The organism is Pseudomonas sp. LRP2-20 (genome assembly GCF_024349685.1).
Taxonomy (GTDB): Bacteria; Pseudomonadota; Gammaproteobacteria; order Pseudomonadales; family Pseudomonadaceae; genus Aquipseudomonas.
The window spans coordinates 4,943,604-4,967,353 of sequence record NZ_AP025944.1; the positions used below are offsets into that span (position 1 = coordinate 4,943,604).

Sequence of the window (23,750 nt, forward strand, 5' to 3'; positions counted from 1 at the left end):
GGCGGCCCAAGGCTTGGCACACTAGGCGCCTCGCACCCAGGATGTAGCCAGATGTACTACTACGAACCCGCCAAAGGCCACGGCCTGCCCCACGACCCGTTCAACGCCATCGTCGGCCCACGCCCGATCGGCTGGATCTCTTCGCAGAGCCAGGACGGCCAGTTGAACCTCGCGCCTTACAGCTTCTTCAACGCCTTCAACTACATTCCACCGATCATCGGTTTCTGCAGCGTCGGGCGCAAAGACAGCCTGAACAACATCGAGCAGACCGGCGAATTCGTCTGGAACCTGGCCACCCGCCCGCTGGCCGAGCAGATGAACCAGAGCTGCGCGGCTGTTGCCGCCGATATCAACGAGTTCGAACTCAGCGGCCTGACTGCGGCGCCATCGAGTATCGTCAAGGTGCCACGGGTGGGCGAAACGCCGGTGGCCTTCGAGTGCAAGGTGACTCAGATCGTCCAGCTCAAGCGCGCCGACCAGGAACCGGTGCCGAGTTGGCTGATTCTTGGTGAAGTGGTGGCAGTGCACATTGCCGAGCACCTGCTGAAGAACGGTATCTACGATACCGCTGCCGCCGAACCGATCCTGCGTGGCGGTGGCCCGGCGGATTACTTCGAGTTGGGCAACCTGTTCAAGATGGCTCGCCCACAGGCCTGATCACCAGATCAGTTCGCCTTCCTCGCCCACGCCCTGCAGGCGTGCGAGTTCGGCGCAGGCGGCCTCGTCGGCCGCCATGGCGCTTTTGAACACTTGCTCGTCGAGCACCTTGTGAAAGCGTGGTGCGCCGCCCATGCCCAGTGCCTTGACCGCGATAGCGGCGTTGTAGCCACCGCCTTCCACCGGGACCATCGCCGATACCGCTTCGAAATGCGGGAATTCTCTACGTGCCATGTTGCCATCCGCCTGTTGATCGAGGGGCGGCATTCTAACCGTGTTTCAATCGAAGGTATGCAAGTCGAGGCTGCTGACGACCTGCGCCTGAACCAGCTCGCCGAACACATTGAGGGTGGGCGAGGCGAAGTAGCCACTCATCGCCTGCTGATCCTGCCAGCTGCCACTGAGCAGCCACAGGTCGGCATCGGCCTGGGAGCGCTGCACGGTGAAGCTCAGGCAACCCGGTGTGCGCAAGGATGGCTCCAGCAGGTCGCGCAAGCGGGCGCCGAGCTCTGCGGAACGACCGCTGCTGGCGCGGATGAAAGCCAGATGGGTGACCGGTTGTCGTAGGGTCATTGCTTGATCTCCTTGAAGCAGGCGGGCGGAAAAACCAGGCTGCCAAGGTTAGGGGCTGGCGCGCGCGACGCGTTAGGCCATTACTGCTCACCGATTGCCTGATCCTGCAGCACGGCAGGATCAGGCAATCGACGTGCAGCTTTCGACTAGCGCCCGCCATTGCCCAAACCTATGCTGCGTCGGTCAGCAGAGGAAAGCCATCATGACCACCGCCCCGTCCATCGACCCGACTCTGGAAGTGCAACGCCAGGAACTGGCCGAGCTGATTCGCAAGCACGCCGGTGAGCCCTATGGCCCCGCCTCGGCCATCGACGACCTCTACCTGGTGCGCTACACCGAGAACGTTCGATCTGTGCCGACCTTGGCCCAACCCGCTTTGTGCATCCTGGCGCAGGGCAGCAAGAGCCTGTTCCTCGGCGACGAACAGTACGCCTACGACCCGTTGCACTACATGGTGGTTTCGGTGACCTTGCCGCTGAGCGGCGTGAAGCTGGACGCCAGCCCGGAGAACCCTAGCCTGGGTATCCGCATGGACCTCGACCCTCCCGAAATCAGCCAGTTGATCGCAGAGAGCGGGCCGATGCTGGTGCCCAACCTGCCCTCTGGCCGTGGCCTGTATGTGGAGCGCACCGATCCACAGCTGCTCGACGCGTTGCTGCGGCTGATCCGCCTGCTGGATTCACCGCGCGACATCGGCATGCTGGCGCCGCTCATTCGTCGCGAGATTCTCTACCGCCTGCTGCGTGGGCCGCAGGGTTATCGCCTGTACGAAATTGCCCTGGCCAACAGCCAGACTCACAGGGTGTGCCAAGCCATCACCTGGCTCAACCAGAACTTCCAGCAGCCGCTGCGCATCGAGGACCTGGCCCGCGAGGTCAACCTCAGCACCTCGACCTTGCATCACCGTTTCAAGGCCGTGACTTCCATGAGCCCGTTGCAGTACCAAAAGCAACTGCGCCTGCAGGAGGCGCGGCGGCTGATGCTCAACGACGGCCTGGAAGCGGCGGTAGCGGGCTATCGGGTGGGGTACGAAAGCCCGTCGCAGTTCAGCCGCGAGTACAGCCGGCTATATGGCGCACCACCGATTCGAGATGTCGCAAGGTTGCGCGCCAGTGCGGGTTGATATCAGCCCGCGACCGCTGCCTGCCACTGGTTCTGATCAACCTGGATCAGCGTCGGCCCCTTGCGTTCCACTGCCCTGCCCAGCGCAGCCTGCAGTTGCTCGACATCGGCCACATGCTCGGCGTCGGCGCCCAACGCCCGCGCCACGCCGATGAAGTCCGGGGTATGGATGTCCACGCCAACCGGCTCGATGGCCCGGTTGACCATGTACTTCTTGATTTCCTCGTAGCCTTGGTTGTTCCACAGCAAAACGATCAGCGGCACCTGAGCCTCGACTGCGCTGGCCAGCTCCGGCAGGGTGAACTGCATGCCGCCATCGCCAATCAGGCATACCGCAGGTGCTCGCTCGCTGATCTGTTCGGCGCAGCCCAACCAGGCGCCCATCGCCGCCGGCAAGGCGTAACCCAGGGTGCCGTAACCGGTGGAAGCATTGAACCAGCGGCGTGGCGCCGGCATGTCCAGGGTCAGGTTGCCGGTGTACACCGGCTGGGTCGAATCACCGACCAGGATGGCGTTGGGCAGCCGCTCCAGGATGCCAGTCAGCAACCGGGTCTGGCTCAGCGTCGGCTGGTCCCAGCTTGCCGCCAACGACTCGCGCAAGCGCTGCGCACGGCCCCCCCCCCAGCCCTCGGCGCGCACCGGCGACGGCAGCTGCCGCAAGGCTTCGAGCACGGCCTGGGCGGCAAGCTCGGCATCCGCCACCAGTGCCAGCTCGGGCAGGTAATTGCGCACGGTCTGGTCCGGGTCGATATCGATGCGCAGCAAACTGCCGGGGATCTTGAAGCCACCCTTGAAAGTCACGTCATAGTCGGTCTCGGCCAGTTCGGTGCCGATCGCCAGCACCACATCGGCCTCTTCCACCAGCTCACGGGTGGCAACCAGCGATTGGGTCGAACCGATCTGCAACGGGTGGCTGGCCGGCAGCAGGCCCTTGGCATTGATGGTCAGCGCCACCGGCGCCTGCAAGTGCTCGGCCAGCAGCGCCAGTGGCGCGCCCGCAGCCAGCGCACCACCACCGGCGAGGATCAGCGGCCGACGTGCCTTGGCCAGGCGCTCGGCCATGGCGGCCACTGCCTGGGGGGCGGCGCCAGCACGGGCACTGCGCACAGGGCGGCCCGGCAGCAGGTGATCAGCGGGCTCGACCAGCACGTCCAGGGGGATCTCGATGTGCACCGGGCGCGGGCGGGCGCCGTCGAACACGGCGAAGGCGCGGGCCAGCACCTGCGGCAGGTCATCGGCGCTCATCAGCGTCTGCGAGAACGCCGCCACGCCCGACACCAGCGCGGACTGGTTCGGCAGCTCGTGCAGCTTGCCGCGACCACCGCCCAGTTGATCCCGCGACTGCACGCTGGAAATCACCAGCATCGGGATCGAATCGGCATAGGCCTGGCCCATGGCGGTGGTGATGTTGGTCATCCCCGGGCCAGTAATGATGAAGCACACGCCAGGCTTGCCACGGGTACGCGCATAGCCATCAGCCATGAAGCCGGCGCCCTGCTCGTGGCGCGGGGTGATGTGGCGGATCGACGAGCCCGCCAGGCCACGGTAGAGCTCCACGGTGTGTACGCCGGGGATGCCGAAGACATGGTCCACGCCATAGCCTTCAAGGAGTTTGACCAGTACTTCGCCACAGGTAGCCATCGGGTTTCACCTAAGATCTTGTTGGGGAGCATCTTGTTGGAATCTGCGCCCATTGGACCCAAGGCATGGCTACCGCCACAATGCAAAAAAACACATACTAGCCATGTCCTGTAATCATGGCTCAGCGCAATGAAACGGCTACCGCCCCTGCCCGCCCTGCACACCTTCCTGGTCACCGCCCAGCACTGCAATTTCACCCGTGCCGCGCAGCAGCTGCACATTACCCAGGGGGCCGTAAGCCGGCAGATCGCCGGGCTTGAGGAGCACCTGGGCTACGCCTTGTTCCAGCGCCAGGCCCGTGGCCTGAGCCTGACCCGCGAGGGCCAGGACTGGCTGCCACGGGTGCAGCAGATCTTTGGCCTGATCGAACAAGGTGTACGCGAAGTGGGCGGGCGCAGCGCCACCTTGCAGCTCAAGGCTCCGACCTGCGTGATGCGCTGGCTGCTGCCGCGGCTGATGGAATGGCAGGCGCTGCGGCCCGACGTGCCGGTGGAGCTGACCACCACGGTGCAGCACGGGGTGGATTTTCGCCGTGAAGGTTTCGATGCCGCCGTGGTCTATGGCGAGGCGCCGAACCATGGGCTGCGAGTGCGCAAGCTGTTCGACGAGCAGCTCACGCCGGTGTGCGCACCGTCGCTGTTGAATGGGCCGATCGCGCTGCACCAGATCCAGGACCTGGCGCGCCATATGCTGCTGCACCCGTCACGGGATGAGCATGACTGGCGGCTGTGGCTGCAGGCAGCAGGCGTGCTGCTGGAGGCCCAGGGCCCGAAGCAGCATTTCGAAACCCTGGACATGGCGATGGCCATGGCATCCCAAGGCACTGGCGTGGCGATTGGTGACTGGTCGCTGATTGGGGATGACCTACTCAGCGGGCGGTTGTGCATGCCGTTTGCGCTGAAGGTTAAAACCGGTAAAGGGTATTACCTGGCGAGCCAGGCGAAGAGCCTGCCGCCGGGGCTGGTGGAGTTGCTGGATTGGCTTGAAGATCGCGCCAATCCTCGACTGTAGGAGCGGCCTTGCCGGGGCGCTCCTACAGAAAAACCAGACGATTCAGTAGCCGACGGTAAAGCGCTGGCGCGAGTGCGCCGGTTTCTCCAGCTCATCGAGCATCGCGATGGCGAAGTCGGCAAAGGTGATCCAGCTCTTGCCATCCGCACCGATCAGCAGATGGTCCTTGCCCAGCGTGTAGTGCCCACTGCGCTCACCTTCGACGAACTCCGCCGACGGCGACAGGAAGGTCCAGTCCAGCGTCGGCTCCTGGCGCAGCACCTCGAGAAAACGCACGCCGGCAGTGGCTTCTGCCTTGTAGGCTTCAGGGAAGTCGGGGCTGTCGATCACACGGTGGCCGGAAGGCAGCAGCAGGCTACCGGCACCGCCCACCACCAACAGGCGCTTGACCCCGGCGCGCTTGACCGGTTCGATGACGGCGTGGGGTTCAAGGGTCGAGAAATGCGCTGCACTCAGCACCGCGTCGACACCCGCAACCGCCTGCTGCAAAGCGGCACTGTCCTTGGCATCCAGCGCCCGGGTAGTTACACCATCACGCCCCTGCAGCTTCGAGGGGTCGCGGGCGATGGCCACGACGCTGTGACCACGGCGCAGGGCTTCTTCCAGCAATTGGCTGCCGGCACGGCCGGTGGCACCGATGATTGCGATCTTGCTCATGGGTAGGTTCTCCAGCAGTTGAACAACGAATGCACACAGCTTAGTTGCCCGATCCATGACAAAAAATGCGATGCTCAGACATAGTTTGTTTCTGAAATCGGGCAAATCATGGACCGTCTCAACGCCATGCGCGTTTTCGTCACCGTCGTCGACCTGGGCAGCCAGTCGGCAGCGGCAGACCATCTGCAGCTGTCGCGGCCAGTGGTGTCGCGCTACCTGGCCGAGCTGGAGGACTGGGTCGGCGCACGGCTGATGCAGCGCACCACGCGCAAGCTCAGCCTGACCGCCGCCGGCCAGGAAACCCTGCCCCGCTGCCGCCAGCTGCTGGAGCTGGCCGGCGACCTGCAAGCCGCCGTGCAACAACCGCAAGATGCACCAAAGGGGGCCCTGCGCATCAGCGTGAGTACATCGTTTGGCCAGGCGCAGCTGGTGGATGCAGTGGCCGATTATGTGCGGCGCTACCCAGGCGTGAAGGTTGAACTGCAGATGCTCGATCGCACGGTCAACCTGGTGGATGAGCGCATCGACCTGGCAATCCGCACCAGCAACGACCTGGACCCCAACCTGATCGCCAGGCGCCTGACCGTATGCCGCTCAGTGATCTGCGCCTCGCCCGCCTACCTGCGCGAGCACGGCACACCGCAACGGGTCGAGGAACTGAGCCAGCACAACTGCCTGACCCATGCCTACTTCGGCCACAGCCTGTGGCATTTCGAGGTGGATGGCCAGCAGATCGCCGTGCCAGTGCAAGGCAACATCAGCGCCAACGAGGTCATGACACTGCAGAACGCGACGCTGGCAGCTGCCGGCATCGCCATGCTGCCGACCTACCAGGCGGCCATGGCCCTGCGCAGCGGCGCCCTGGTGCGCCTGCTACCGCAAGCGCGGCCACGGGAGCTGAGCCTGAACGCGGTATACACCTCGCGCAAGCATATGCCAGCGACCTTGCGCAGCATGCTGGATTTTCTGGTGCAACGGTTCAAGGACGAACCGGAGTGGGACCGAGACCTGTATTGACTATGCTTACAGCATCACCTGTTGCAGTCACAGGAGGCGAGCACCATGGGAATCAAGTCCAGAAGGGTCGCCCTGGTCATGGCCCTGACCGCAGTCGCAGCGCTGTATGGCTCGGCCTGCTGGCGCGCCGAGCTGCTACGCAGCCAGCCCAGTGCGGCCAACCGTTGCGAGCAGGAACACTGCGTGCCCCACACCGCAACCTTGAGTGCCGTCCGTTAGTTGACCGGCGCCACGCCGATCACTCCTCGACGCTCATGTACTCCTTGGCCCAGCGGATGTAGTCCTCAGGCTGGGTGTAGGTGTGCGAGAGCTCGGTGGCGCTGAGGTTCTCGGACTTGTTCTGCTGGCCGCGCTGCAGGCGCAGGCAATCGTAAGTGGCCTTGATCGCGGCGAAGTAAGCGGCATGGCCATCAACCACGATACGCACGCCCAGGCGAGCGAGGCGTTCGTCGTCACGCAGGTTGGGGTTGGCGTAGGTCACCAGCATCAGCGGCACCGTCAGGTGCTCGGCAATCTGTTCCAGCTGCTCGAAATCCTTCACCCCGACCATGCAGATACCGTCGGCACCGGCCTTCTGGTAGCTCTGGGTGCGCACGATGATTTCCTCGGTGGTGAGCACCCCTGCGTTGGTCCGGGCGATGATCGACAGCGACGAGTCGACGCGCGCTTCCAGGGCCGCACGAATCTTGCCTACGCCCTCCTCGACCGAGATCAGGTCGGTGGACTTGCGCCCGAACTGGGCGGGCAGCAGAGTGTCTTCGATGGTCAGCGCCGCCACGCCGGCGCGCTCCAGTTCGACGACCGTGCGCATCACGTTGAGCGCATTGCCATAACCATGGTCGGCATCGGCGAGCACCGGCAGTTGCGCCACGCGACCAATACGGGTGGCCTGCTCGACAAACTCACTCAAGGTGATCAGGGCGAAGTCGGGGGCGGCCAGCACCTGCAACGAAGCCACCGAACCGCCGAGGATGCCGACCTCAAAACCCAGGTCGGCAGCGATGCGTGCCGACATCGGGTCGAACACGGAGGCGGTGTGATAGCAGGAACCTGAAGCGAGCAGCTCGCGGAAGGCAAAACGCAGATCTTGATGGGAAGCCTTGGGCATGATCACTCCGCTTATATATGTAGAAATTGAACGGTTGCTACCGACCCCTGAATCGGGTCTACCTGACCTGTTCCAACCGTCGCCATCTGGGCGGTCATGCTCGACATGCAGGCAGAGGAATAAAAGGTGTGGGAGACAGCGGCGTGCAGTGCTGCGACAAAATGCTGCACCAAGCTGGTGCAGGCCGCGGCGTACAGCCCCTGTGGCATACCAACGATATCACGCAGCCATGCAGCGCTGGATGAATGCGCCAATGCCGATCTTGCATAGGCGATGCAGATAGTACATAGGGAGCTACCTAACCCGGGTTACAATCGCGCTATTCGCGTCACCCTCAGACAAGGTACCCCCGTGACCGCCGCCCTGCCCCCGACCGTCCTGCGCAACGTGTTGACCGCCCTGATGCTGGCGATCTTTCTCGGCGCCCTCGACCAGACCATCGTTGCCGTCTCCATGCCGGCCATCTCGGCCCAGTTCAACGACGTCGGCCTGCTGGCCTGGGTGATCTCCGGCTACATGGTGGCGATGACGGTGGCCGTGCCGATCTACGGCAAGCTCGGCGACCTGTATGGCCGCCGGCGCATGATCCTCACCGGCATCAGCCTGTTCACCCTGGCCTCGATCGCCTGCGCCCTGGCCCAGGACATGCAGCAGCTGGTGATGGCGCGCGTGCTGCAAGGCATCGGTGCCGGCGGTATGGTGTCGGTGAGCCAGGCGATCATCGGCGACTTCGTGCCACCGCGTGAACGCGGCCGCTACCAGGGCTACTTCAGCAGCATGTACGCCGTGGCCAGCGTGGCCGGGCCAGTGCTCGGCGGCTGGCTGACCGAGTACCTGTCCTGGCGCTGGGTGTTCTGGATCAACCTGCCGCTGGGCCTGGTCGCGCTGTGGGCGATCCACCGCGCCCTGGCCGGCATGCCCGTGCAACGCCGTCAGGCCCGGGTCGATTACCTCGGCGCCGTGCTGCTGATCCTAGGCCTGGGCAGCTTGCTGCTGGGCATCACCCTGGTCGGCCAGGGCCAGCCCTGGACCGCGCCTGCCGTGCTGGCCTTGTTCGCCTGCGCAGCGCTTGGCCTGGCCTTGTTCATCGGCCATGAGCGGCGCTGCCAGGAACCGCTGCTGCCCATGGACCTGTTCGGCAACCGGGTTGCCGTGCTGTGCTGGGGGGTGATCTTCTTCGCCAGCTTCCAGTCGATCTCGCTGACCATGCTGATGCCGCTGCGCTACCAGGGCATCACCGGCGCCGGGGCCGACAGCGCCGCGCTGCACCTGCTGCCGTTGGCCATGGGGCTGCCCATGGGTGCCTTCACCGGTGGCCGCATGACCAGCCGCACCGGGCGCTTCAAGCCGCAAATTCTGGCAGGTGCGGTGCTGATGCCCGTGGCGATCTTCGCCATGGCCATCACCCCGCCGCAGTCCGGCGTGCTCAGTGCCGTGTTCATGCTGCTCACCGGTATTGCCTGCGGCCTGCAATTCCCGACCTCGCTGGTGGGTACGCAGAGCGCAGTGGCCAGCAAGGATATCGGCGTGGCCACCAGCACCACCAACCTGTTCCGTTCGCTGGGTGGAGCCATGGGCGTGGCGTGCATGTCCAGCCTGCTGCTGGCGCTGCTGCAACAGGGTGGTTTCGAGTTGCTGGGCAACCCACTGCTGGGGAGCTTGAAGGCGGGCGAGGCGGACCCAGACACACAGATGAGGCTGCTGGAGACCTTCCGTCACCTGCTGCTGGGCAGTGCTGCGATTGCGCTGCTGGGGTTGCTGGCGGCCGTGGCACTGCCGGACCGGCAATTGCGCGGCCGTTGACGGCTGCGCTTGCCGGCAGGCGTTAATGCTTGGTTAATACACAAGGGAAACACTTCCTCACAATCCTTAACAAAGTGTCATTTGCGCAGCGCAGGGCTCAAGCGCAGCATATCCAGCCCTGTGTCGACCCATTTTTCCGCGTCGCGCAGCAGATCGAAACTGTCAGGCAGCAGCAACCAGCGCCCGATCAGGCCATCGACATAGGCGAACAAAGCCACAGCCGCTCGTTCTATATCGATATCCGCAGGTAGCTGACCGCGGCGCACGGCATTGGCGAAGGCCAGCTTGATGCCCACATGGCAATCCAGCACCGCACCTTGGCGCTGCTGGCGAATTTCACACATGTCATCGGTGAACTCGCACTTGTGATGCAAGATTTCATTGATACGCCGGGTACGGGCGTCGAGCACCAGCTCGTTGAGCACCTGCAGCAACAGCTTGCGCATGCAGCCGAGCGGGTCCAGTTCGTCTTCGCTTTCACTGGCCCGCGCCAGGTGGTCATGGGTTTCATGCAGGCTGTCGAGCAGCGCCTGTACCAGTTCCGCCTTGTTGTTGAAATGCCAGTAGATCGCGCCCCGGGTCACGCCCGCCAGCTCGGCGATGTCGGCCAGCGTGGTGCGCGCAACCCCGCGCTTGTAGAAGGCCTTCTCCGCTGCCTCGATGATCTGGGCGCGGGTCTCCTGGGCTTCTTCTTTTGTTCGACGGACCATGGCAGTGCAACCTCATCTGGGCCCGCTGCGCTGCGCAGCCGGGGAAAAACGCCGGGGTCACCTCTGCAGGGTGCCTCCCGAATGGGCTAATCGAGGGCTGTGGTAGTAGCCAAGTACTACCCAGCGGTATTTACAAACAACCGTGAATGTAAGTATATTCGTTAGTAAGCTATTTATCCACCGGATAGTTTTTTTCTGACAAGACTCTTCCATTACTCTTGAGCGTCTCCCTGCTCTTGCGACCCGAGGATCCTCATGCAATTCAAGCCAGCCGTTACCGCTCTGGTTTCCGCCGTCGCCCTGGCAACCCTGCTAAGTGGCTGTAAGAAAGAAGAAGCCGCGCCCGCAGCGCAGGCTCCTCTGGTCGGCGTCGTCACCTTGCAGCCACAGTCCTTCACCCTGACCTCGGAACTACCGGGGCGCACCAGCGCCTACCGCGTTGCCGAAGTGCGCCCGCAGGTCAACGGCATCATCCTCAAGCGCCTGTTCAAGGAAGGCAGCGAGGTCAAGGAAGGCCAGCAGCTGTACCAGATCGACCCAGCCGTGTACGAAGCCAACCTGGCCAATGCCCAGGCCAACCTGCAGTCGACCAAGTCGCTGGCCGAGCGCTACAAGCAGCTGGTCAACGAACAGGCGGTATCGAAACAGGAATACGACGATGCCAGTGCCAAACGATTGCAGGCCGAAGCTTCGCTGAAAAGCGCGCAGATCGACCTGCGTTACACCAAGGTCCTGGCACCGATCAGCGGCCGTATCGGGCGCTCTTCGGTCACCGAGGGCGCGTTGGTGAACAATGGCCAGACCAACGCCATGGCCACCATCCAGCAGCTCGACCCGATCTACGTCGACGTCACCCAGTCCACCGCCGAACTGCTCAAGCTGCGCCGTGACCTGGAAAGCGGCCAGCTGCAGAAGGCCGGCGACAACGCCGCCTCGGTGCAGCTGGTACTGGAAGACGGCAGCCTGTTCAAGCAGGAAGGTCGCCTCGAATTCTCCGAAGTCTCGGTCGACGAGACCACCGGCTCGGTGACCCTGCGCGCGCTCTTCCCCAACCCCGACCACACCCTGCTGCCAGGCATGTTCGTGCATGCGCGGCTCAAGGCCGGGGTCAACGCCAACGCCATCCTGGCCCCTCAGCAGGGCGTGACCCGCGACCTCAAGGGCGCGCCGACCGCGCTGGTGGTCAACCAGGAGAACAAGGTCGAACTGCGCCAGCTCAAGGCCAGCCGCACCCTGGGCAGCGACTGGCTGATCGAGGAAGGCTTGAACCCGGGCGACCGCCTGATCACCGAAGGCCTGCAATACGTACGCCCAGGCGTCGAGGTCAAGGTCAGCGACGCCACCAACGTCAAGAAGCCGGGCAGCCCTGATCAGGCCAACGCGGCCAAAGCAGACGCCAAAGCGGAGTAAACCATGTCGAAGTTCTTTATCGATCGCCCGATCTTCGCCTGGGTGATCGCCTTGGTGATCATGCTGGTCGGCGCCTTGTCGATCCTGAAGCTGCCGATCAACCAGTACCCGAGCATCGCGCCGCCGGCCATCGCCATCGCCGTGACCTACCCGGGCGCCTCGGCGCAGACCGTGCAGGACACCGTGGTGCAGGTCATCGAGCAGCAGCTCAACGGTATCGACAACCTGCGTTATGTGTCGTCGGAAAGTAACTCCGACGGCAGCATGACCATTACCGCCACCTTCGAACAGGGCACCAACCCTGACACCGCCCAGGTCCAGGTGCAGAACAAGCTCAACCTGGCCACCCCGCTGCTGCCGCAGGAAGTGCAGCAGCAAGGTATCCGCGTCACCAAGGCAGTGAAGAACTTCCTGCTGGTGATCGGACTGGTGTCCGAAGACGGCAGCATGACCAAGGACGACCTGGCCAACTACATCGTCTCCAACATGCAGGACCCGATTTCGCGGACTGCCGGCGTGGGTGACTTCCAGGTGTTCGGTGCACAGTACGCCATGCGTATCTGGCTCGATCCGGCCAAGCTGAACAAGTTCCAGCTGACCCCGGTCGACGTCAAGACCGCAGTTGCCGCGCAGAACGTGCAGGTGTCCTCCGGCCAGCTTGGCGGCTTGCCTGCCATGCCTGGCACCCAGCTGAACGCCACCATCATCGGCAAGACCCGCCTGCAGACCGCCGAGCAGTTCGAGAAGATCCTGCTCAAGGTCAACAACGACGGTTCGCAGGTGCGTCTGGGTGATGTTGCCCAGGTAGGCCTGGGCGGTGAAAACTACGCGGTCAGCGCTCAGTTCAACGGCAAGCCGGCTTCCGGCCTTGCGGTAAAACTGGCCACCGGCGCCAACGCCCTGGACACCGCCAAGGCCCTGCGCAAGACCATTTCCGACCTTGAACCGTTCTTCCCGCCTGGGGTGAAAGCGGTGTTCCCGTATGACACCACCCCGGTGGTCACCGAATCGATCAGCGGCGTGATCCACACCTTGATCGAAGCCGTGGTCCTGGTGTTCCTGGTGATGTACCTGTTCCTGCAGAACTTCCGCGCCACCATCATCACCACCATGACCGTACCGGTGGTGTTGCTGGGTACCTTCGGCATCCTTGCCGCCGCGGGCTTCAGCATCAACACCCTGACCATGTTCGCCATGGTCCTGGCCATCGGCTTGCTGGTGGACGACGCCATCGTCGTGGTGGAGAACGTCGAGCGGGTGATGTCCGAGGAAGGCCTGCCGCCCAAGGAGGCGACCAAGCGCTCCATGGAGCAGATCCAGGGCGCCCTGGTGGGTATCGCCCTGGTGCTGTCGGCGGTACTGCTGCCCATGGCGTTCTTCGGTGGTTCCACCGGCGTGATCTACCGGCAGTTCTCCATCACCATCGTTTCGGCAATGGGCCTCTCGGTCCTGGTAGCGCTGATCTTCACCCCGGCCTTGTGCGCAACCATGCTCAAGCCGCTGAAGAAAGGCGAGCACCACACCGCCAAAGGTGGCTTCTTCGGCTGGTTCAACCGCAACTTCGACCGCAGCGTCAACGGCTACGAGCGCAGCGTGGGCGGCATCCTGCGCAACAAGGTGCCGTTCCTGCTGGCCTATGCCCTGATCGTGGTCGGCATGATCTGGCTGTTCGCCCGCATCCCTACCGCGTTCCTGCCTGAAGAAGACCAGGGCGTACTGTTCGCCCAGGTGCAGACCCCGGCCGGCTCCAGTGCCGAGCGCACCCAGGTGGTGGTCGACCAGATGCGCGAGTACCTGCTCAAGGATGAATCTGACACCGTTTCGTCGGTGTTCACCGTCAACGGCTTCAACTTCGCCGGCCGCGGCCAGAGCTCGGGCATGGCGTTCATCATGCTCAAACCCTGGGATGAACGCTCCAAGGAAAACAGCGTGTTCGCCCTGGCCCAGCGTGCCCAGCAGCACTTCTTCACCTTCCGTGACGCGATGGTGTTCGCCTTCGCTCCACCGGCAGTACTCGAGCTGGGTAACGCCACCGGCTTCGACGTGTTCCTCCAGGACCGCGGCGGTGTCGGCCACGCCAAGCTGATGGAAGCGCGCAACCAGTTCCTGGCCAAGGCCGCGCAGAGCAAGATCCTCAGCGCTGTGCGCCCGAACGGCCTGAACGATGAACCGCAGTACCAGCTGACCATCGATGACGAACGTGCCAGCGCCCTGGGCGTGACCATCGCCGACATCAACAACACCCTGTCGATTGCCCTGGGTGCCAGCTACGTCAACGACTTCATCGACCGTGGCCGGGTCAAGAAGGTGTACATCCAGGGTGAACCCAACTCGCGGATGAGCCCGGAAGACCTGCAGAAGTGGTACGTGCGCAACGGCGCCGGCGAGATGGTACCGTTCTCCTCCTTCGCCAAGGGCGAGTGGACCTACGGTTCGCCGAAGCTGTCGCGTTACAACGGCGTCGAAGCGATGGAAATCCTCGGTGCGCCAGCGCCAGGCTACAGTACCGGTGAGGCCATGGCCGAAGTCGAGCGCATCGCTGGCGAACTGCCAGCAGGTATCGGCTACTCCTGGACTGGCATGTCCTACGAGGAAAAGCTCTCCGGCTCGCAGATGCCGGCGCTGTTCGCCCTTTCGGTACTGTTCGTGTTCCTCTGCCTGGCAGCGCTGTACGAGAGCTGGTCGATCCCGATCGCCGTCGTGCTGGTCGTCCCACTGGGTATCATCGGTGCTCTGATCGCCACCAGCCTGCGCGGGCTGTCCAACGACGTGTACTTCCTGGTCGGCCTGTTGACCACCATCGGCCTGGCGGCGAAGAACGCGATCCTGATCGTCGAGTTCGCCAAGGAACTGCACGAGCAGGGCCGCAGCCTGTACGACTCGGCCATCGAGGCGTGCCGCATGCGTCTGCGCCCGATCATCATGACCTCGCTGGCGTTCATCCTCGGCGTGGTACCGTTGACCATCGCCAGCGGCGCCGGCGCCGGCAGCCAGCACGCCATCGGCACCGGTGTGATCGGCGGCATGATCAGTGCGACCGTACTGGCAATCTTCTGGGTACCGCTATTCTTCGTCGCAGTGTCGTCGCTGTTCGGCAGCAAAGAGCCGGAAAAACACGACTCCCCTGAAACTCCACGTTATGAGGCTGGGCAATGACCAAGTCTTTATTGTCCCTGGCGGTAACCGCTTTCATTCTCGGCGGCTGCTCGCTGATCCCTGACTACCAGACCCCGGAATCGCCGGTGGCTGCGCAGTGGCCGCAAGGCCCTGCGTACTCGCCGACCCAGTCGGCCGAGGTGGCCGCCGCCGAACAGGGCTGGCGCCAGTTCTTCCATGACCCGGCACTGCAGCAGTTGATCCAGACCTCGCTGGTGAACAACCGCGACCTGCGTGTGGCAGCGTTGAACATCGACGCCTACCGCGCCCAGTACCGCATCCAGCGCGCCGACCTGTTCCCGGCAGTTTCGGCTACCGGCAGCGGCAGCCGCCAGCGCGTGCCGGCGAACATGTCGACCAGCGGTGAGTCCAGCATCACCAGCCAGTACTCGGCCACCCTGGGCGTCAGTGCCTATGAGCTGGACCTGTTCGGCCGCGTGCGCAGCCTGACCGAGCAGGCCCTGGAAACCTACCTGTCCAGCGAGCAGGCGCGCCGTTCCACGCAGATTGCCCTGGTAGCCAGCGTGGCCAACGCCTACTACACTTGGCAGGCCGACCAGGCGCTGTTCAAGCTGACCGAAGAGACGCTCAAGACCTACGAGGAAAGCTACAACCTGACCCGTCGCAGCAACGAAGTCGGTGTGGCTTCGGCGCTCGACGTCAGCCAGTCGCGCACCGCCGTGGAAGGTGCACGGGTCAAGTACTCGCAGTACCAGCGCCTGGTCGCCCAGGACGTCAACAGCCTGACCGTGCTGCTGGGCACCGGCATTCCGGCCGACCTGGCCAAGCCACTGGAGCTCAATGCCGACCAGCTGGCCGAGGTACCGGCCGGCCTGCCGTCCGAGATCCTTCAGCGTCGCCCGGACATCCAGGAAGCCGAGCACCTGCTCAAGGCTGCCAATGCCAACATCGGTGCTGCCCGTGCAGCGTTCTTCCCGAGCATCAGCCTGACGGCCAATGCCGGCAGCCTGAGCCCCGACATGGGCCACTTGTTCGCAGGCGGCCAGGGCACCTGGCTGTTCCAGCCGCAGATCAACCTGCCGATCTTCAACGCCGGCAGCCTGAAGGCCAGCCTGGACTACTCGAAGATCCAGAAGGACATCAACGTCGCCAAGTACGAAAAGACCATCCAGACCGCCTTCCAGGAAGTCTCCGATGGCCTGGCGGCGCGCAAGACCTTCGAAGAGCAGCTGCAGGCGCAACGCGACCTGGTGCAGGCGAACCAGGACTACTACCGCCTGGCCGAACGCCGCTACCGCATCGGTATCGACAGCAACCTGACGTTCCTCGATGCCCAGCGCAACCTGTACTCGTCCCAGCAGTCACTGATCACCGACCGCCTCTCGCAGCTGACCAGCGAGGTCAACCTGTACAAGGCACTCGGCGGTGGCTGGTACGAGCAGACTGGCCAGGCCAATCAGCAAGCCTCGGTGGACACACCGAAGAGCTGATCGACCCGCAACAGCAACAAGCCCAGCCTCGCGCTGGGCTTTTTGTTTGTCGATTGCCTGCACCGGCCTCTTCGCGGCGGTTCGACGCCTCGAAGAGGCCGGTGCAGGCAAATAATTAACTAGGCGTTACATAGCGTTCGATTATCGCCCAAAACCGTTTGCGGCGAATTGCCTCACCCCCGCCCAGCCCCGCAACATCCCCCACGCAACGCTGCACAAGTTGATCAAAAGACCACGCCTGCAGGCCGCACCCTGCTGCGTAGGTTCGACCATAAAAACAAGAGATCCACGACAGATGAGCACTTCACAACCCGCACGCCAGCTGCTGCCCGGCCTGTTGGCCATTTCCTGCGCCCTGCCTGTATGCGCCGCCGACAATGGTGGGTTCATGGAGGACGCCAAGGCCAGCCTCAACCTGCGCAACTTCTACATCAACCGTAACTTCGTCGACCCGGCCCACCCACAGGGCAAGGCCGAAGAATGGACTCAGAGCTTCATCCTCGATGCCCGCTCCGGTTTCACCCAAGGCACCGTCGGCTTCGGCGTGGACGTACTGGGCCTGTATTCGGTCAAGCTCGATGGCGGCAAAGGCACCACCAACACCCAGCTGCTACCGGTGCATGACGACGGCCGCCCCGCGGACGACTTCGGCCGCCTGGGCGTGGCATTGAAAGCCAAGCTGTCCGAGACCGAACTGAAAGTCGGTGAATGGATGCCGGTACTGCCAATCTTGCGCTCGGACGACGGCCGTTCGCTGCCACAGACCTTCCGCGGTGGCCAGGTCACTTCGAAGGAAATCGAAGGCCTGACCCTGTACGCCGGCCAGTTCCGCGGCAACAGCCCGCGCAACGACGCCAGCATGGAAGACATGTCGCTCAACGGCCGCGCGGCCTTCACCTCCGACCGCTTCAACTTTGGCGGCGGTGAATACACCTTCAACGACAAGCGCACCATGATCGGCCTGTGGGACGCCCAGCTCAAGGACATCTACCGCCAGCAATACCTGAACCTGGTGCATAGCCAGCCGTTGGGCGAATGGACCCTGGGTGCCAACCTGGGTTACTTCTGGGGCAAGGAAGATGGCGCGGAACGCGCAGGCCAGCTGGACAACAAAACCGCCTCGGCGTTGCTGTCGGCGCGCTACAAGGGCAACACCTTCTACGTCGGCCTGCAGAAGGTCAGTGGCGACAATGCCTGGCTGCGGGTCAACGGCACCAGTGGCGGCACCCTGGCCAACGACAGCTACAACTCGAGCTTCGACAATGCCAAGGAGCGCTCCTGGCAGGTACGCCACGACTTCAACTTCGTCAGCGTCGGCATCCCCGGCCTGACCCTGATGAACCGCTACATCAAGGGCGACAATGTCACCGCAGGCGGCGTGACCGACGGCAAGGAATGGGCGCGGGAGACCGAGCTGGCCTATGTGATCCAGTCGGGCACCTTCAAGGACCTGTCGGTGAAGTGGCGCAACTCCACCATGCGCCGGGATTTCAGCACCAACTCGTTTGATGAGAACCGGCTGATCGTGAGCTACCCGCTGAACCTCCTCTGAGTTCACTGGCCTCTTCGCGGGTAAATCGGGGCGCCGAACCGCCGCTCCCACAAGGTCCTCCACAAAATTCAAATCCTGTGCGATCCCTGTGGGAGCGGCTTTAGCCGCGAAGAGGCCAGACGCCTTTACGAATAACCAAAAAGAATAAACAAATCAAAAAACCTTCTTTGACGACATATAAAACAATCGCTTAAATCGAGCCCTGTTCCACCGCAGAGCCTCGACATGGACCTTCGCCAACTGCGTTACTTCATCGCCCTCACCGAATACCGCAGTTTCGTCCGTGCCGCCGAAGCCATGGGCATCACCCAACCCGCCTTCAGCCGGGCCATCCAGGGCCTCGAACACACCTTCGGCTGCCCGCTGGTCGACCGTGCCAGCAAAGCCCTGCGCCCGACCCCCGAGGGCCTGGTGGTGCTGCAGCACGCCCGCCGCCTGGTACAGGGCGCCACCCAACTGAGCAACGAAGTGCTGCAAATGACCAAGCTCGACGCCGGCGAACTGCATTTCGGCAGCGGCCCGGCCCTGGCCGTGCGCCTGGTCCCTCAAGCACTGCAGCATTTCATCGCCAGCCACCCCGGTATCCGCACGGCCCTGTTGGTGGACAACGCCGAACGCCTCGGCCAGGCCCTGCGCCGTGAGCAGATCGAGTTCTTCGTCGACGACATCCGCCCCTTCGAAGCCGACCCCAACTTCCACACCGAACCGCTCACCCCGCGCCCTGGGCTGTTCTTCTGCCGGCCCGGCCACCCGCTGTTGGCCAAGGACAGCCTGTCGACCAACGACCTGTTCGCCTACCCCTTGGCCAGTGCCTTGCTCGCCCCCGGGGTGCGCAAGCGCCTGGCCAACCTCAGCGGGCGCAGCGACTTCACTCCGCACCTGCAGACCGAACACCTGGCGGTATTGCGCAGCGTGGTGCTGGCCAGCGATGCCATAGGCACGGCCAGCGAGGAAGCGGTGGCCGACGACCTGGCGGCGGGCAACCTGGTACGCCTGCACTGGCGCAACCTGCCACCGGCTCTGGAGGTACTGAGCGTGCGCTGCGGGGTGGTCAGCCGTAGCGGATACCGCTTGTCACCGGCAGCACGGGCGATGATCGAGACCTTGGTGGGGTTGGATGCGCCAATGCGCGCTGCTGCCATTCGCTGAACTGATGATGGTGGTGGCTGCGGGCTATTCTGATCACTATCAGATCATGGGTTGCCAGTGACGCCCTCTTCGCGGGCAAGCCCGCTCCCACAGGTACAGCGGCTCTCTCAAGCGCTGCAGTAATCCTGTGGGAGCGGGCTTGCCCGCGAAAGGGCAGGTACAGGCAACACCACGCTGAACAGGCCACCCAGGGAGGAACAACAATGAAAAACCTCGTCGAACACCTGAGCCAGTACGCCAACTACCACCGCGACCCGCGCAACATCGCCACCCACTTCGTCGGCATACCGCTGATCGTCGTGGCTGTCACGGTGTTGCTGTCGCGCCCCGGCTGGGACCTGGCCGGCATCTGGCTATCCCCCGCCCTGCTCGCCGCAGCCGCTGCAGTGCGTTTCTACCTGCGCCTGGACCTGCGCTTCGGCCTGGTCATGGGCCTGCTGCTGGGCTTGTGCCTGTGGATCGGCCAGGCACTGGCCACGCAGTCCACCGGCCTGTGGCTGAGCGCCGGGCTGGGTGCGTTCGTGGTGGGCTGGATCATCCAGTTCGTCGGGCATCATTACGAAGGCCGCAAGCCGGCGTTCGTCGACGATATCAGCGGGCTGATCATCGGCCCGCTGTTCGTGGTGGCTGAAGCGGCGTTCATGGTGGGCCTGTGCCCGGCATTGAAACAGGCCGTGGAGGCCAATGCCGGGCCAGTAGCACTGCGACACAAAGCAGCCTAGCAAGAGGGCCGCCGGCTTCATCGCCGGCAAGCCGGCTCCCACAGGTACTGCACTGTTCTCAGGCTTGATGCTATCCCGGGGGGCGCCGGCTTGCCGGCGTTGAGGCCAGTACAGGTATTACTGCTGGCGCGACTCCACGCCCAGCTCATCCCACACCGACTCGGCCAGGTGGAAGGTGGCATTGGCTGCCGGAATGCCGCAGTAGATCGCGCTCTGCATCAGCACTTCCTTGATCTCGTCGCGGGTCACGCCGTTATTGGCCGCCGCCCGCAAGTGCAGCTTGAGCTCTTCGTTGCGGTTCATGCCGATCAGCATGGCAATGGTGATCAGGCTGCGGGTGTGACGCGGCAGGCCCGGGCGGGTCCAGATATCGCCCCAGGCATGGCGGGTGATCATTTCCTGGAACTCGCCGTTGAAGTCGTTGAGCTTCTCCAGGCTGCGGTCCACGTGGGCGTCGCCCAGCACTGCGCGGCGAACCTGCATGCCGGCGTCGTAACGTTGTTTCTCATCCATGGCCAATTCCTCAGCGAGCCAGCAGGAAGTCGAGCACGCGGCGGCTGAATGCCTCGCCAATCTCGACGTTGGACAGGTGCGCCGCCGGGAACTCGGCGTAAGTGGCACCGATGATACCGGCCTGCATGAAGCGGCCATGCTCCGGCGTGGTGACCACGTCTTCGGTACCGGCAACGATCAGCGTCGCCACCTGGATGCGGCCCAACTGTTCACGGAAATCGGCGTCGCGCACGGCTGCGCAGTTGGCGGCATAACCCTCGGGGCTGGTCTGCGCGAGCATCTGGCAGATGCGCTGGGCCTCCTGCGGCTGCTGCTCGGCAAACGCCGGGGTGAACCAGCGGGCGATGGAGGCATCGCGCAGGCCGACCATGGCTTGGTGACCGCCCTTGAGCACGGTGTCGATCCGGGTGTTCCACACCTCGTCGTTGGCGATCTTGGCGGCGGTGTTGCACAGGGTCAGGCTGTGCAGGCGCGCGCCGGCATGGATGCCCAGCCACTGGCCGATCAGGCCGCCCATGGACAGGCCGACGAAGTGCGCGTGCTGGATGTCCAGCGCGTCCAGCAGCGCCAGTACATCCCGGCCCAGCTGCTCGATGCTGTACGGGCCTTCAGTGACCTGCGAAGCGCCATGGCCACGGGTGTCGTAGCGCAGCACGCGGAAGTGTTCGCTCCACAGCGGAATCTGGCTGTCCCACATGCCCAGGTCGGTACCCAGCGAGTTGGACAGGACCAGCACCGGAGCATCGGCCGGGCCGTCGAGTTGGTAGTTCAGTACGCCATCGGCCAGTTGCAAGTGCGCCACAGCGGTCTCCTTCAGGCAGTCAAACGTTGATGTTCAGCCACGGCGCGCGCCACCCAGACGCGGGCCTGGCCGAGGTAATGGGCAGGGTCGAGCAGGCGGTCGAGTTCTTCCGCGCTCAGTTCGACACTGACCTGCGGCTCGTCACCCAGTACGGCGCGCAGGTGGCGCTGTTCGGCCACGGCACGCTGGCAGCATTGCTCCAGCAGGTGGTGGGCGCGGTCACGGCCCAGGCGCTGGGCGAGCACGATGCTCACCGCTTCGGCCAGCACCAGGCCCTGGGTCAGGTCGAGGTTGTGGCGCATGCGCTCGGCATCCACTTGCATGCCTTCGGCGATCACCTGGGCCTGGCGCAGGGCGCCAGAGACCAGGCAGCAAATGTCCGGCAAGGTTTCCCATTCGGCATGCCACAGGCCGAGGCTGCGCTCGTGCTCCTGGGGCATGGCGGCGAACAGCGTCGAAAGCAGGCCCGGCACGCGGGTAGCGGCGCCGATCAGCACCGCCGCACCGACCGGGTTGCGCTTGTGCGGCATGGTCGACGAACCGCCCTTGCCCGGCGCCGACGGCTCGAACACCTCACCGGCTTCGGTCTGCATCAGCAGGCTGACATCACGGCCGAACTTGCCCAGGCTACCGGCAACCAGGCCCAGCACCGAAGCGAACTCCACCAGGCGATCACGCTGGGTGTGCCAAGGCTGCTCAGGCAAGGTCAGCTTGAGTTGCTCGGCCAGCGCTTCAGCCACCGGCATGGCTTTGCTACCCAGGGCCGCGAGGCTGCCGGAGGCACCGCCGAACTGCAGCACCAGCAAACGCGGTCGCAGCTCCTGCAGGCGCTGGCGATGGCGGGTCAAGGCACCGAGCACACCGGCCAGCTTCATGCCCAGGGTCACCGGCGTGGCGTGCTGCAACCAGGTACGGCCAACCAGCGGCGTATCGGCATGCTGCAAGGCCTGGCGCGCCAGGGTGTCGGCCAGCTTGCCAAGATCGGCTTCGATCAGCTCCAGTGCATCGCGCAACTGCAAGACCAGCCCGGTATCCATCGCATCCTGACTGGTGGCGCCCAGGTGCACGTAGCGCTCGGCCTCGGGCACACCGCTGGCGATCACCTTGCCCAGCGCCTTGACCAGGGGGATCGCCGAGTTGCCGGCGGTGGCGATGGCATCCGCCAAGGCGCGCACGTCATAGCGCTCAGCCTGGCAGGCCGCCTCGATGGCCGCCACGGCACTGTGCGGCACCAGGCCGGCAGCGGCTTCGGCACGGGCCAGTGCAGCCTCGAAGTCGAGCATGCCCTGCAAGCGGCCGCGGTCAGAGAACACTTCGCGCATGGCCGGCGCGGTGAAGTAGGCGTCGAACAGTTGGTTGCTCATGCAACGTCCTTAATCATCGTGGTGCAGGTATTGCGCCTGCTTCGGCAGGCGCAGGCTGAACAGGAAGGCGATCGCCATCATGGCCGTCACGTACCAGTAGAAGGTGTTTTCCATGCCCATGGTCTTCAGGCCCAGGGCCACGTACTCGGCCGAGCCACCAAACGCCGCGTTGGCCACCGCATACGCCAGGCCCACGCCCAGCGCGCGGACCTGCGGCGGGAACATCTCGGCTTTCACCAGGCCACTGATCGAGGTGTAGAAACTGACGATGCACAGGGCCAGGGTGATCAACACGAAAGCCATGAACGGGCTGCTCACGGTCTTAAGTGCCATCAGCAACGGTACGGTGCAGAGGGTGCCCAACGCACCGAACAGCAGCATCGAGTTACGCCGGCCGATGCGGTCGGAGAGCATGCCGAAGAAGGGCTGCATCACCATGTACAGGAACAGCGCCCCGGTCATTACGAAACTGGCGGTCTTGGCATTCATGCCTGCCGTGTTGACCAGGTACTTCTGCATGTAGGTGGTGAAGGTGTAGAAGATCAGCGAACCACCGGCGGTGTAGCCAAGCACCGTAATGAATGCTGCGGTGTGGTTGCGGAACAACCCCTTGATGGTGCCGGCGTCCTTGTCCTTGCGGGTTTCGGCGCTGCTGGTCTCGTGCAGCGAGCGGCGCAGCATCAGCGAGATCAGCGCGGCGATGGCACCGACCACGAACGGAATGCGCCAGCCCCAGGCGCGCAGTTCTTCCTCGCTCAGCAGTTGCTGCATGATCACCACCACCAGCACCGCCAGCAACTGGCCGCCGATCAGGGTCACATACTGGAACGACGCAAAGAAGCCACGCTGACCGCGCAGGGCCACTTCACTCATGTAGGTTGCGGTGGTGCCGTACTCGCCACCCACCGACAGGCCCTGGATCAGCCGCGCAAGTAAAAGCAGCGCCGGTGCCCAGGCGCCGATGCTGGCATAGGTGGGCAGGCAGGCGATCATCAGCGAGCCGAAGCACATCATCAGCACCGAGATCATCAGGGAATTCTTGCGGCCATGGCGGTCGGCCAGGCGACCGAAGATCCAGCCACCGATAGGGCGCATCAGGAAGCCTGCAGCGAATACCCCGGCCGTGTTGAGCAGTTGCACGGTAGGGTCGCCGGAGGGGAAGAAGGACGCGGCGAAGTAGATCGCACTGAAGGCATAGACGTAGAAGTCGAACCATTCCACCAGGTTGCCCGAAGAGGCACCGACGATGGCGAAGATGCGTTTACTGCGCTCTTCACCGGTGTAATAGGTTGAGGTCATGACGGTTTACTCCTGGAGGGTCCTAGGTAAGTC

22 protein-coding genes are annotated in these 23,750 nt (G+C 64.0%); 12 read left to right on the top strand and 10 right to left on the bottom strand.

Annotated elements, in window-relative coordinates:
• Positions 1–51 precede the first annotated feature (51 nt).
• Entirely contained in the window at positions 52–657 is a 606-nt protein-coding gene (locus tag OCX61_RS22140) for a flavin reductase family protein (RefSeq protein ID WP_261941388.1), read from the top strand.
• Here the strand turns inward: OCX61_RS22140 and OCX61_RS22145 are convergent, their stop codons facing one another.
• The gene (locus OCX61_RS22145) at positions 658–924 is read right to left on the bottom strand and encodes a hypothetical protein (RefSeq protein WP_079226713.1); all 267 of its coding nucleotides are present in this window, start codon (positions 922–924) and stop codon (positions 658–660) included. It lies immediately after the preceding gene.
• Positions 925–936: 12 nt separating this feature from the next.
• Entirely contained in the window at positions 937–1,230 is a 294-nt protein-coding gene (locus OCX61_RS22150) for a putative quinol monooxygenase (RefSeq protein ID WP_103449332.1), read from the bottom strand.
• Positions 1,231–1,432: 202 nt separating this feature from the next.
• On the opposite strand from OCX61_RS22150, the gene OCX61_RS22155 reads away from it, so the two are divergent.
• Positions 1,433–2,353 carry an AraC family transcriptional regulator gene (locus OCX61_RS22155; protein WP_261941389.1) on the top strand — a complete coding sequence of 307 codons (921 nt, stop codon included), beginning with the start codon at positions 1,433–1,435 and terminating at the stop codon, positions 2,351–2,353.
• Positions 2,354–2,355: 2 nt separating this feature from the next.
• On the opposite strand, the gene OCX61_RS22160 is transcribed toward OCX61_RS22155, so the two are convergent.
• Entirely contained in the window at positions 2,356–3,993 is a 1,638-nt protein-coding gene (locus OCX61_RS22160; RefSeq protein WP_261941390.1) for a 5-guanidino-2-oxopentanoate decarboxylase, read from the bottom strand.
• A 129-nt stretch (positions 3,994–4,122) separates the two neighbouring features.
• Here OCX61_RS22160 and OCX61_RS22165 point away from each other — a divergent pair, with 129 nt between their 5' ends.
• Entirely contained in the window at positions 4,123–5,004 is an 882-nt protein-coding gene (locus tag OCX61_RS22165) for a LysR substrate-binding domain-containing protein (protein ID WP_261941391.1), read from the top strand.
• A gap of 42 nt (positions 5,005–5,046) precedes the next feature.
• Here OCX61_RS22165 and OCX61_RS22170 read toward each other — a convergent pair whose 3' ends face one another.
• Positions 5,047–5,661 carry an NAD(P)-dependent oxidoreductase gene (locus OCX61_RS22170; RefSeq protein ID WP_261941392.1) on the bottom strand — a complete coding sequence of 205 codons (615 nt, stop codon included), beginning with the start codon at positions 5,659–5,661 and terminating at the stop codon, positions 5,047–5,049.
• A 108-nt stretch (positions 5,662–5,769) separates the two neighbouring features.
• Between OCX61_RS22170 and OCX61_RS22175 the strand changes: the two genes are divergently transcribed.
• Entirely contained in the window at positions 5,770–6,678 is a 909-nt protein-coding gene (locus OCX61_RS22175) for a LysR family transcriptional regulator (protein WP_261941393.1), read from the top strand.
• 45 nt (positions 6,679–6,723) lie between these two features.
• Positions 6,724–6,897, top strand: coding sequence for a hypothetical protein (locus OCX61_RS22180; RefSeq protein WP_177408513.1), 174 nt, complete (start codon positions 6,724–6,726; stop codon positions 6,895–6,897).
• 19 nt (positions 6,898–6,916) lie between these two features.
• On the opposite strand, the gene OCX61_RS22185 is transcribed toward OCX61_RS22180, so the two are convergent.
• Positions 6,917–7,786 (bottom strand): oxaloacetate decarboxylase, encoded by an 870-nt coding sequence (locus OCX61_RS22185; protein WP_261941394.1) that lies wholly within the window; start codon positions 7,784–7,786, stop codon positions 6,917–6,919.
• Between the two features lie 351 nt (positions 7,787–8,137).
• Between OCX61_RS22185 and OCX61_RS22190 the strand changes: the two genes are divergently transcribed.
• Positions 8,138–9,589 carry an MDR family MFS transporter gene (locus OCX61_RS22190; protein WP_261941395.1) on the top strand — a complete coding sequence of 484 codons (1,452 nt, stop codon included), beginning with the start codon at positions 8,138–8,140 and terminating at the stop codon, positions 9,587–9,589.
• Between the two features lie 77 nt (positions 9,590–9,666).
• Here the strand turns inward: OCX61_RS22190 and ttgR are convergent, their stop codons facing one another.
• Positions 9,667–10,299 carry an efflux transport transcriptional regulator TtgR gene (gene ttgR / locus OCX61_RS22195; RefSeq protein ID WP_261941396.1) on the bottom strand — a complete coding sequence of 211 codons (633 nt, stop codon included), beginning with the start codon at positions 10,297–10,299 and terminating at the stop codon, positions 9,667–9,669.
• A 255-nt stretch (positions 10,300–10,554) separates the two neighbouring features.
• Between ttgR and ttgA the strand changes: the two genes are divergently transcribed.
• The 6 genes from ttgA to OCX61_RS22225 all read left to right on the top strand — a co-directional run bounded on the left by ttgA (position 10,555) and on the right by OCX61_RS22225 (position 19,739).
• Positions 10,555–11,709 carry a toluene efflux RND transporter periplasmic adaptor subunit TtgA gene (gene ttgA / locus OCX61_RS22200; RefSeq protein ID WP_261941397.1) on the top strand — a complete coding sequence of 385 codons (1,155 nt, stop codon included), beginning with the start codon at positions 10,555–10,557 and terminating at the stop codon, positions 11,707–11,709.
• Positions 11,710–11,712: 3 nt separating this feature from the next.
• Entirely contained in the window at positions 11,713–14,865 is a 3,153-nt protein-coding gene (gene ttgB, locus OCX61_RS22205) for a multidrug efflux RND transporter permease subunit TtgB (protein WP_261941398.1), read from the top strand.
• Positions 14,862–16,316 (top strand): AdeC/AdeK/OprM family multidrug efflux complex outer membrane factor, encoded by a 1,455-nt coding sequence (locus tag OCX61_RS22210; protein ID WP_261941399.1) that lies wholly within the window; start codon positions 14,862–14,864, stop codon positions 16,314–16,316. The genes ttgB and OCX61_RS22210 overlap by 4 nt, the downstream gene beginning before the upstream one ends.
• Positions 16,317–16,611: 295 nt before the next feature.
• Entirely contained in the window at positions 16,612–17,868 is a 1,257-nt protein-coding gene (locus OCX61_RS22215; RefSeq protein WP_261941400.1) for an OprD family porin, read from the top strand.
• A 225-nt stretch (positions 17,869–18,093) separates the two neighbouring features.
• A complete protein-coding gene (locus tag OCX61_RS22220) occupies positions 18,094–19,017 on the top strand; it encodes a LysR family transcriptional regulator (protein ID WP_261941401.1) in 924 nt (307 codons plus the stop codon).
• A gap of 203 nt (positions 19,018–19,220) precedes the next feature.
• Positions 19,221–19,739 (top strand): Mpo1 family 2-hydroxy fatty acid dioxygenase, encoded by a 519-nt coding sequence (locus OCX61_RS22225; RefSeq protein ID WP_261941402.1) that lies wholly within the window; start codon positions 19,221–19,223, stop codon positions 19,737–19,739.
• A gap of 117 nt (positions 19,740–19,856) precedes the next feature.
• Here the strand turns inward: OCX61_RS22225 and pcaC are convergent, their stop codons facing one another.
• Genes pcaC through OCX61_RS22245 form a run of 4 tightly spaced genes read right to left on the bottom strand, consistent with a single transcriptional unit; the run spans position 19,857 to position 23,717 of the window.
• Positions 19,857–20,252, bottom strand: a complete 396-nt coding sequence (gene pcaC / locus OCX61_RS22230; RefSeq protein ID WP_261941403.1) for a 4-carboxymuconolactone decarboxylase — start codon at positions 20,250–20,252, stop codon at positions 19,857–19,859.
• Positions 20,253–20,262: 10 nt separating this feature from the next.
• A complete protein-coding gene (gene pcaD, locus OCX61_RS22235) occupies positions 20,263–21,054 on the bottom strand; it encodes a 3-oxoadipate enol-lactonase (RefSeq protein ID WP_261941404.1) in 792 nt (263 codons plus the stop codon).
• Between the two features lie 11 nt (positions 21,055–21,065).
• Complete coding sequence (locus OCX61_RS22240; RefSeq protein ID WP_261941405.1) at positions 21,066–22,418, bottom strand: 3-carboxy-cis,cis-muconate cycloisomerase; 1,353 nt, start codon at positions 22,416–22,418, stop codon at positions 21,066–21,068.
• A 9-nt stretch (positions 22,419–22,427) separates the two neighbouring features.
• On the bottom strand, positions 22,428–23,717 hold the full coding sequence (locus OCX61_RS22245; RefSeq protein ID WP_261941406.1) for an MFS family transporter: 1,290 nt from the start codon (positions 23,715–23,717) through the stop codon (positions 22,428–22,430).
• Positions 23,718–23,750 lie beyond the last annotated feature (33 nt).

Bases quoted from the DNA above. Each gene is read 5' to 3' on its own strand.
- OCX61_RS22175 (WP_261941393.1), top strand. From the start codon at position 5,770: ATGGACCGTCTCAACGCCATGCGCGTTTTCGTCACCGTCGTCGACCTG.
- OCX61_RS22155 (WP_261941389.1), top strand. From the start codon at position 1,433: ATGACCACCGCCCCGTCCATCGACCCGACTCTGGAAGTGCAACGCCAG.
- OCX61_RS22185 (WP_261941394.1), bottom strand. From the start codon at position 7,786: ATGCCCAAGGCTTCCCATCAAGATCTGCGTTTTGCCTTCCGCGAGCTG.
- OCX61_RS22160 (WP_261941390.1), bottom strand. From the start codon at position 3,993: ATGGCTACCTGTGGCGAAGTACTGGTCAAACTCCTTGAAGGCTATGGC.
- OCX61_RS22145 (WP_079226713.1), bottom strand. From the start codon at position 924: ATGCCGCCCCTCGATCAACAGGCGGATGGCAACATGGCACGTAGAGAA.
- OCX61_RS22215 (WP_261941400.1), top strand. From the start codon at position 16,612: ATGAGCACTTCACAACCCGCACGCCAGCTGCTGCCCGGCCTGTTGGCC.
- OCX61_RS22140 (WP_261941388.1), top strand. From the start codon at position 52: ATGTACTACTACGAACCCGCCAAAGGCCACGGCCTGCCCCACGACCCG.
- OCX61_RS22225 (WP_261941402.1), top strand. From the start codon at position 19,221: ATGAAAAACCTCGTCGAACACCTGAGCCAGTACGCCAACTACCACCGC.
- ttgA (WP_261941397.1), top strand. From the start codon at position 10,555: ATGCAATTCAAGCCAGCCGTTACCGCTCTGGTTTCCGCCGTCGCCCTG.
- pcaC (WP_261941403.1), bottom strand. From the start codon at position 20,252: ATGGATGAGAAACAACGTTACGACGCCGGCATGCAGGTTCGCCGCGCA.
- OCX61_RS22220 (WP_261941401.1), top strand. From the start codon at position 18,094: ATGGACCTTCGCCAACTGCGTTACTTCATCGCCCTCACCGAATACCGC.
- OCX61_RS22150 (WP_103449332.1), bottom strand. From the start codon at position 1,230: ATGACCCTACGACAACCGGTCACCCATCTGGCTTTCATCCGCGCCAGC.
- OCX61_RS22180 (WP_177408513.1), top strand. From the start codon at position 6,724: ATGGGAATCAAGTCCAGAAGGGTCGCCCTGGTCATGGCCCTGACCGCA.
- OCX61_RS22210 (WP_261941399.1), top strand. From the start codon at position 14,862: ATGACCAAGTCTTTATTGTCCCTGGCGGTAACCGCTTTCATTCTCGGC.
- OCX61_RS22240 (WP_261941405.1), bottom strand. From the start codon at position 22,418: ATGAGCAACCAACTGTTCGACGCCTACTTCACCGCGCCGGCCATGCGC.
- OCX61_RS22165 (WP_261941391.1), top strand. From the start codon at position 4,123: ATGAAACGGCTACCGCCCCTGCCCGCCCTGCACACCTTCCTGGTCACC.
- OCX61_RS22170 (WP_261941392.1), bottom strand. From the start codon at position 5,661: ATGAGCAAGATCGCAATCATCGGTGCCACCGGCCGTGCCGGCAGCCAA.
- OCX61_RS22245 (WP_261941406.1), bottom strand. From the start codon at position 23,717: ATGACCTCAACCTATTACACCGGTGAAGAGCGCAGTAAACGCATCTTC.
- ttgB (WP_261941398.1), top strand. From the start codon at position 11,713: ATGTCGAAGTTCTTTATCGATCGCCCGATCTTCGCCTGGGTGATCGCC.
- ttgR (WP_261941396.1), bottom strand. From the start codon at position 10,299: ATGGTCCGTCGAACAAAAGAAGAAGCCCAGGAGACCCGCGCCCAGATC.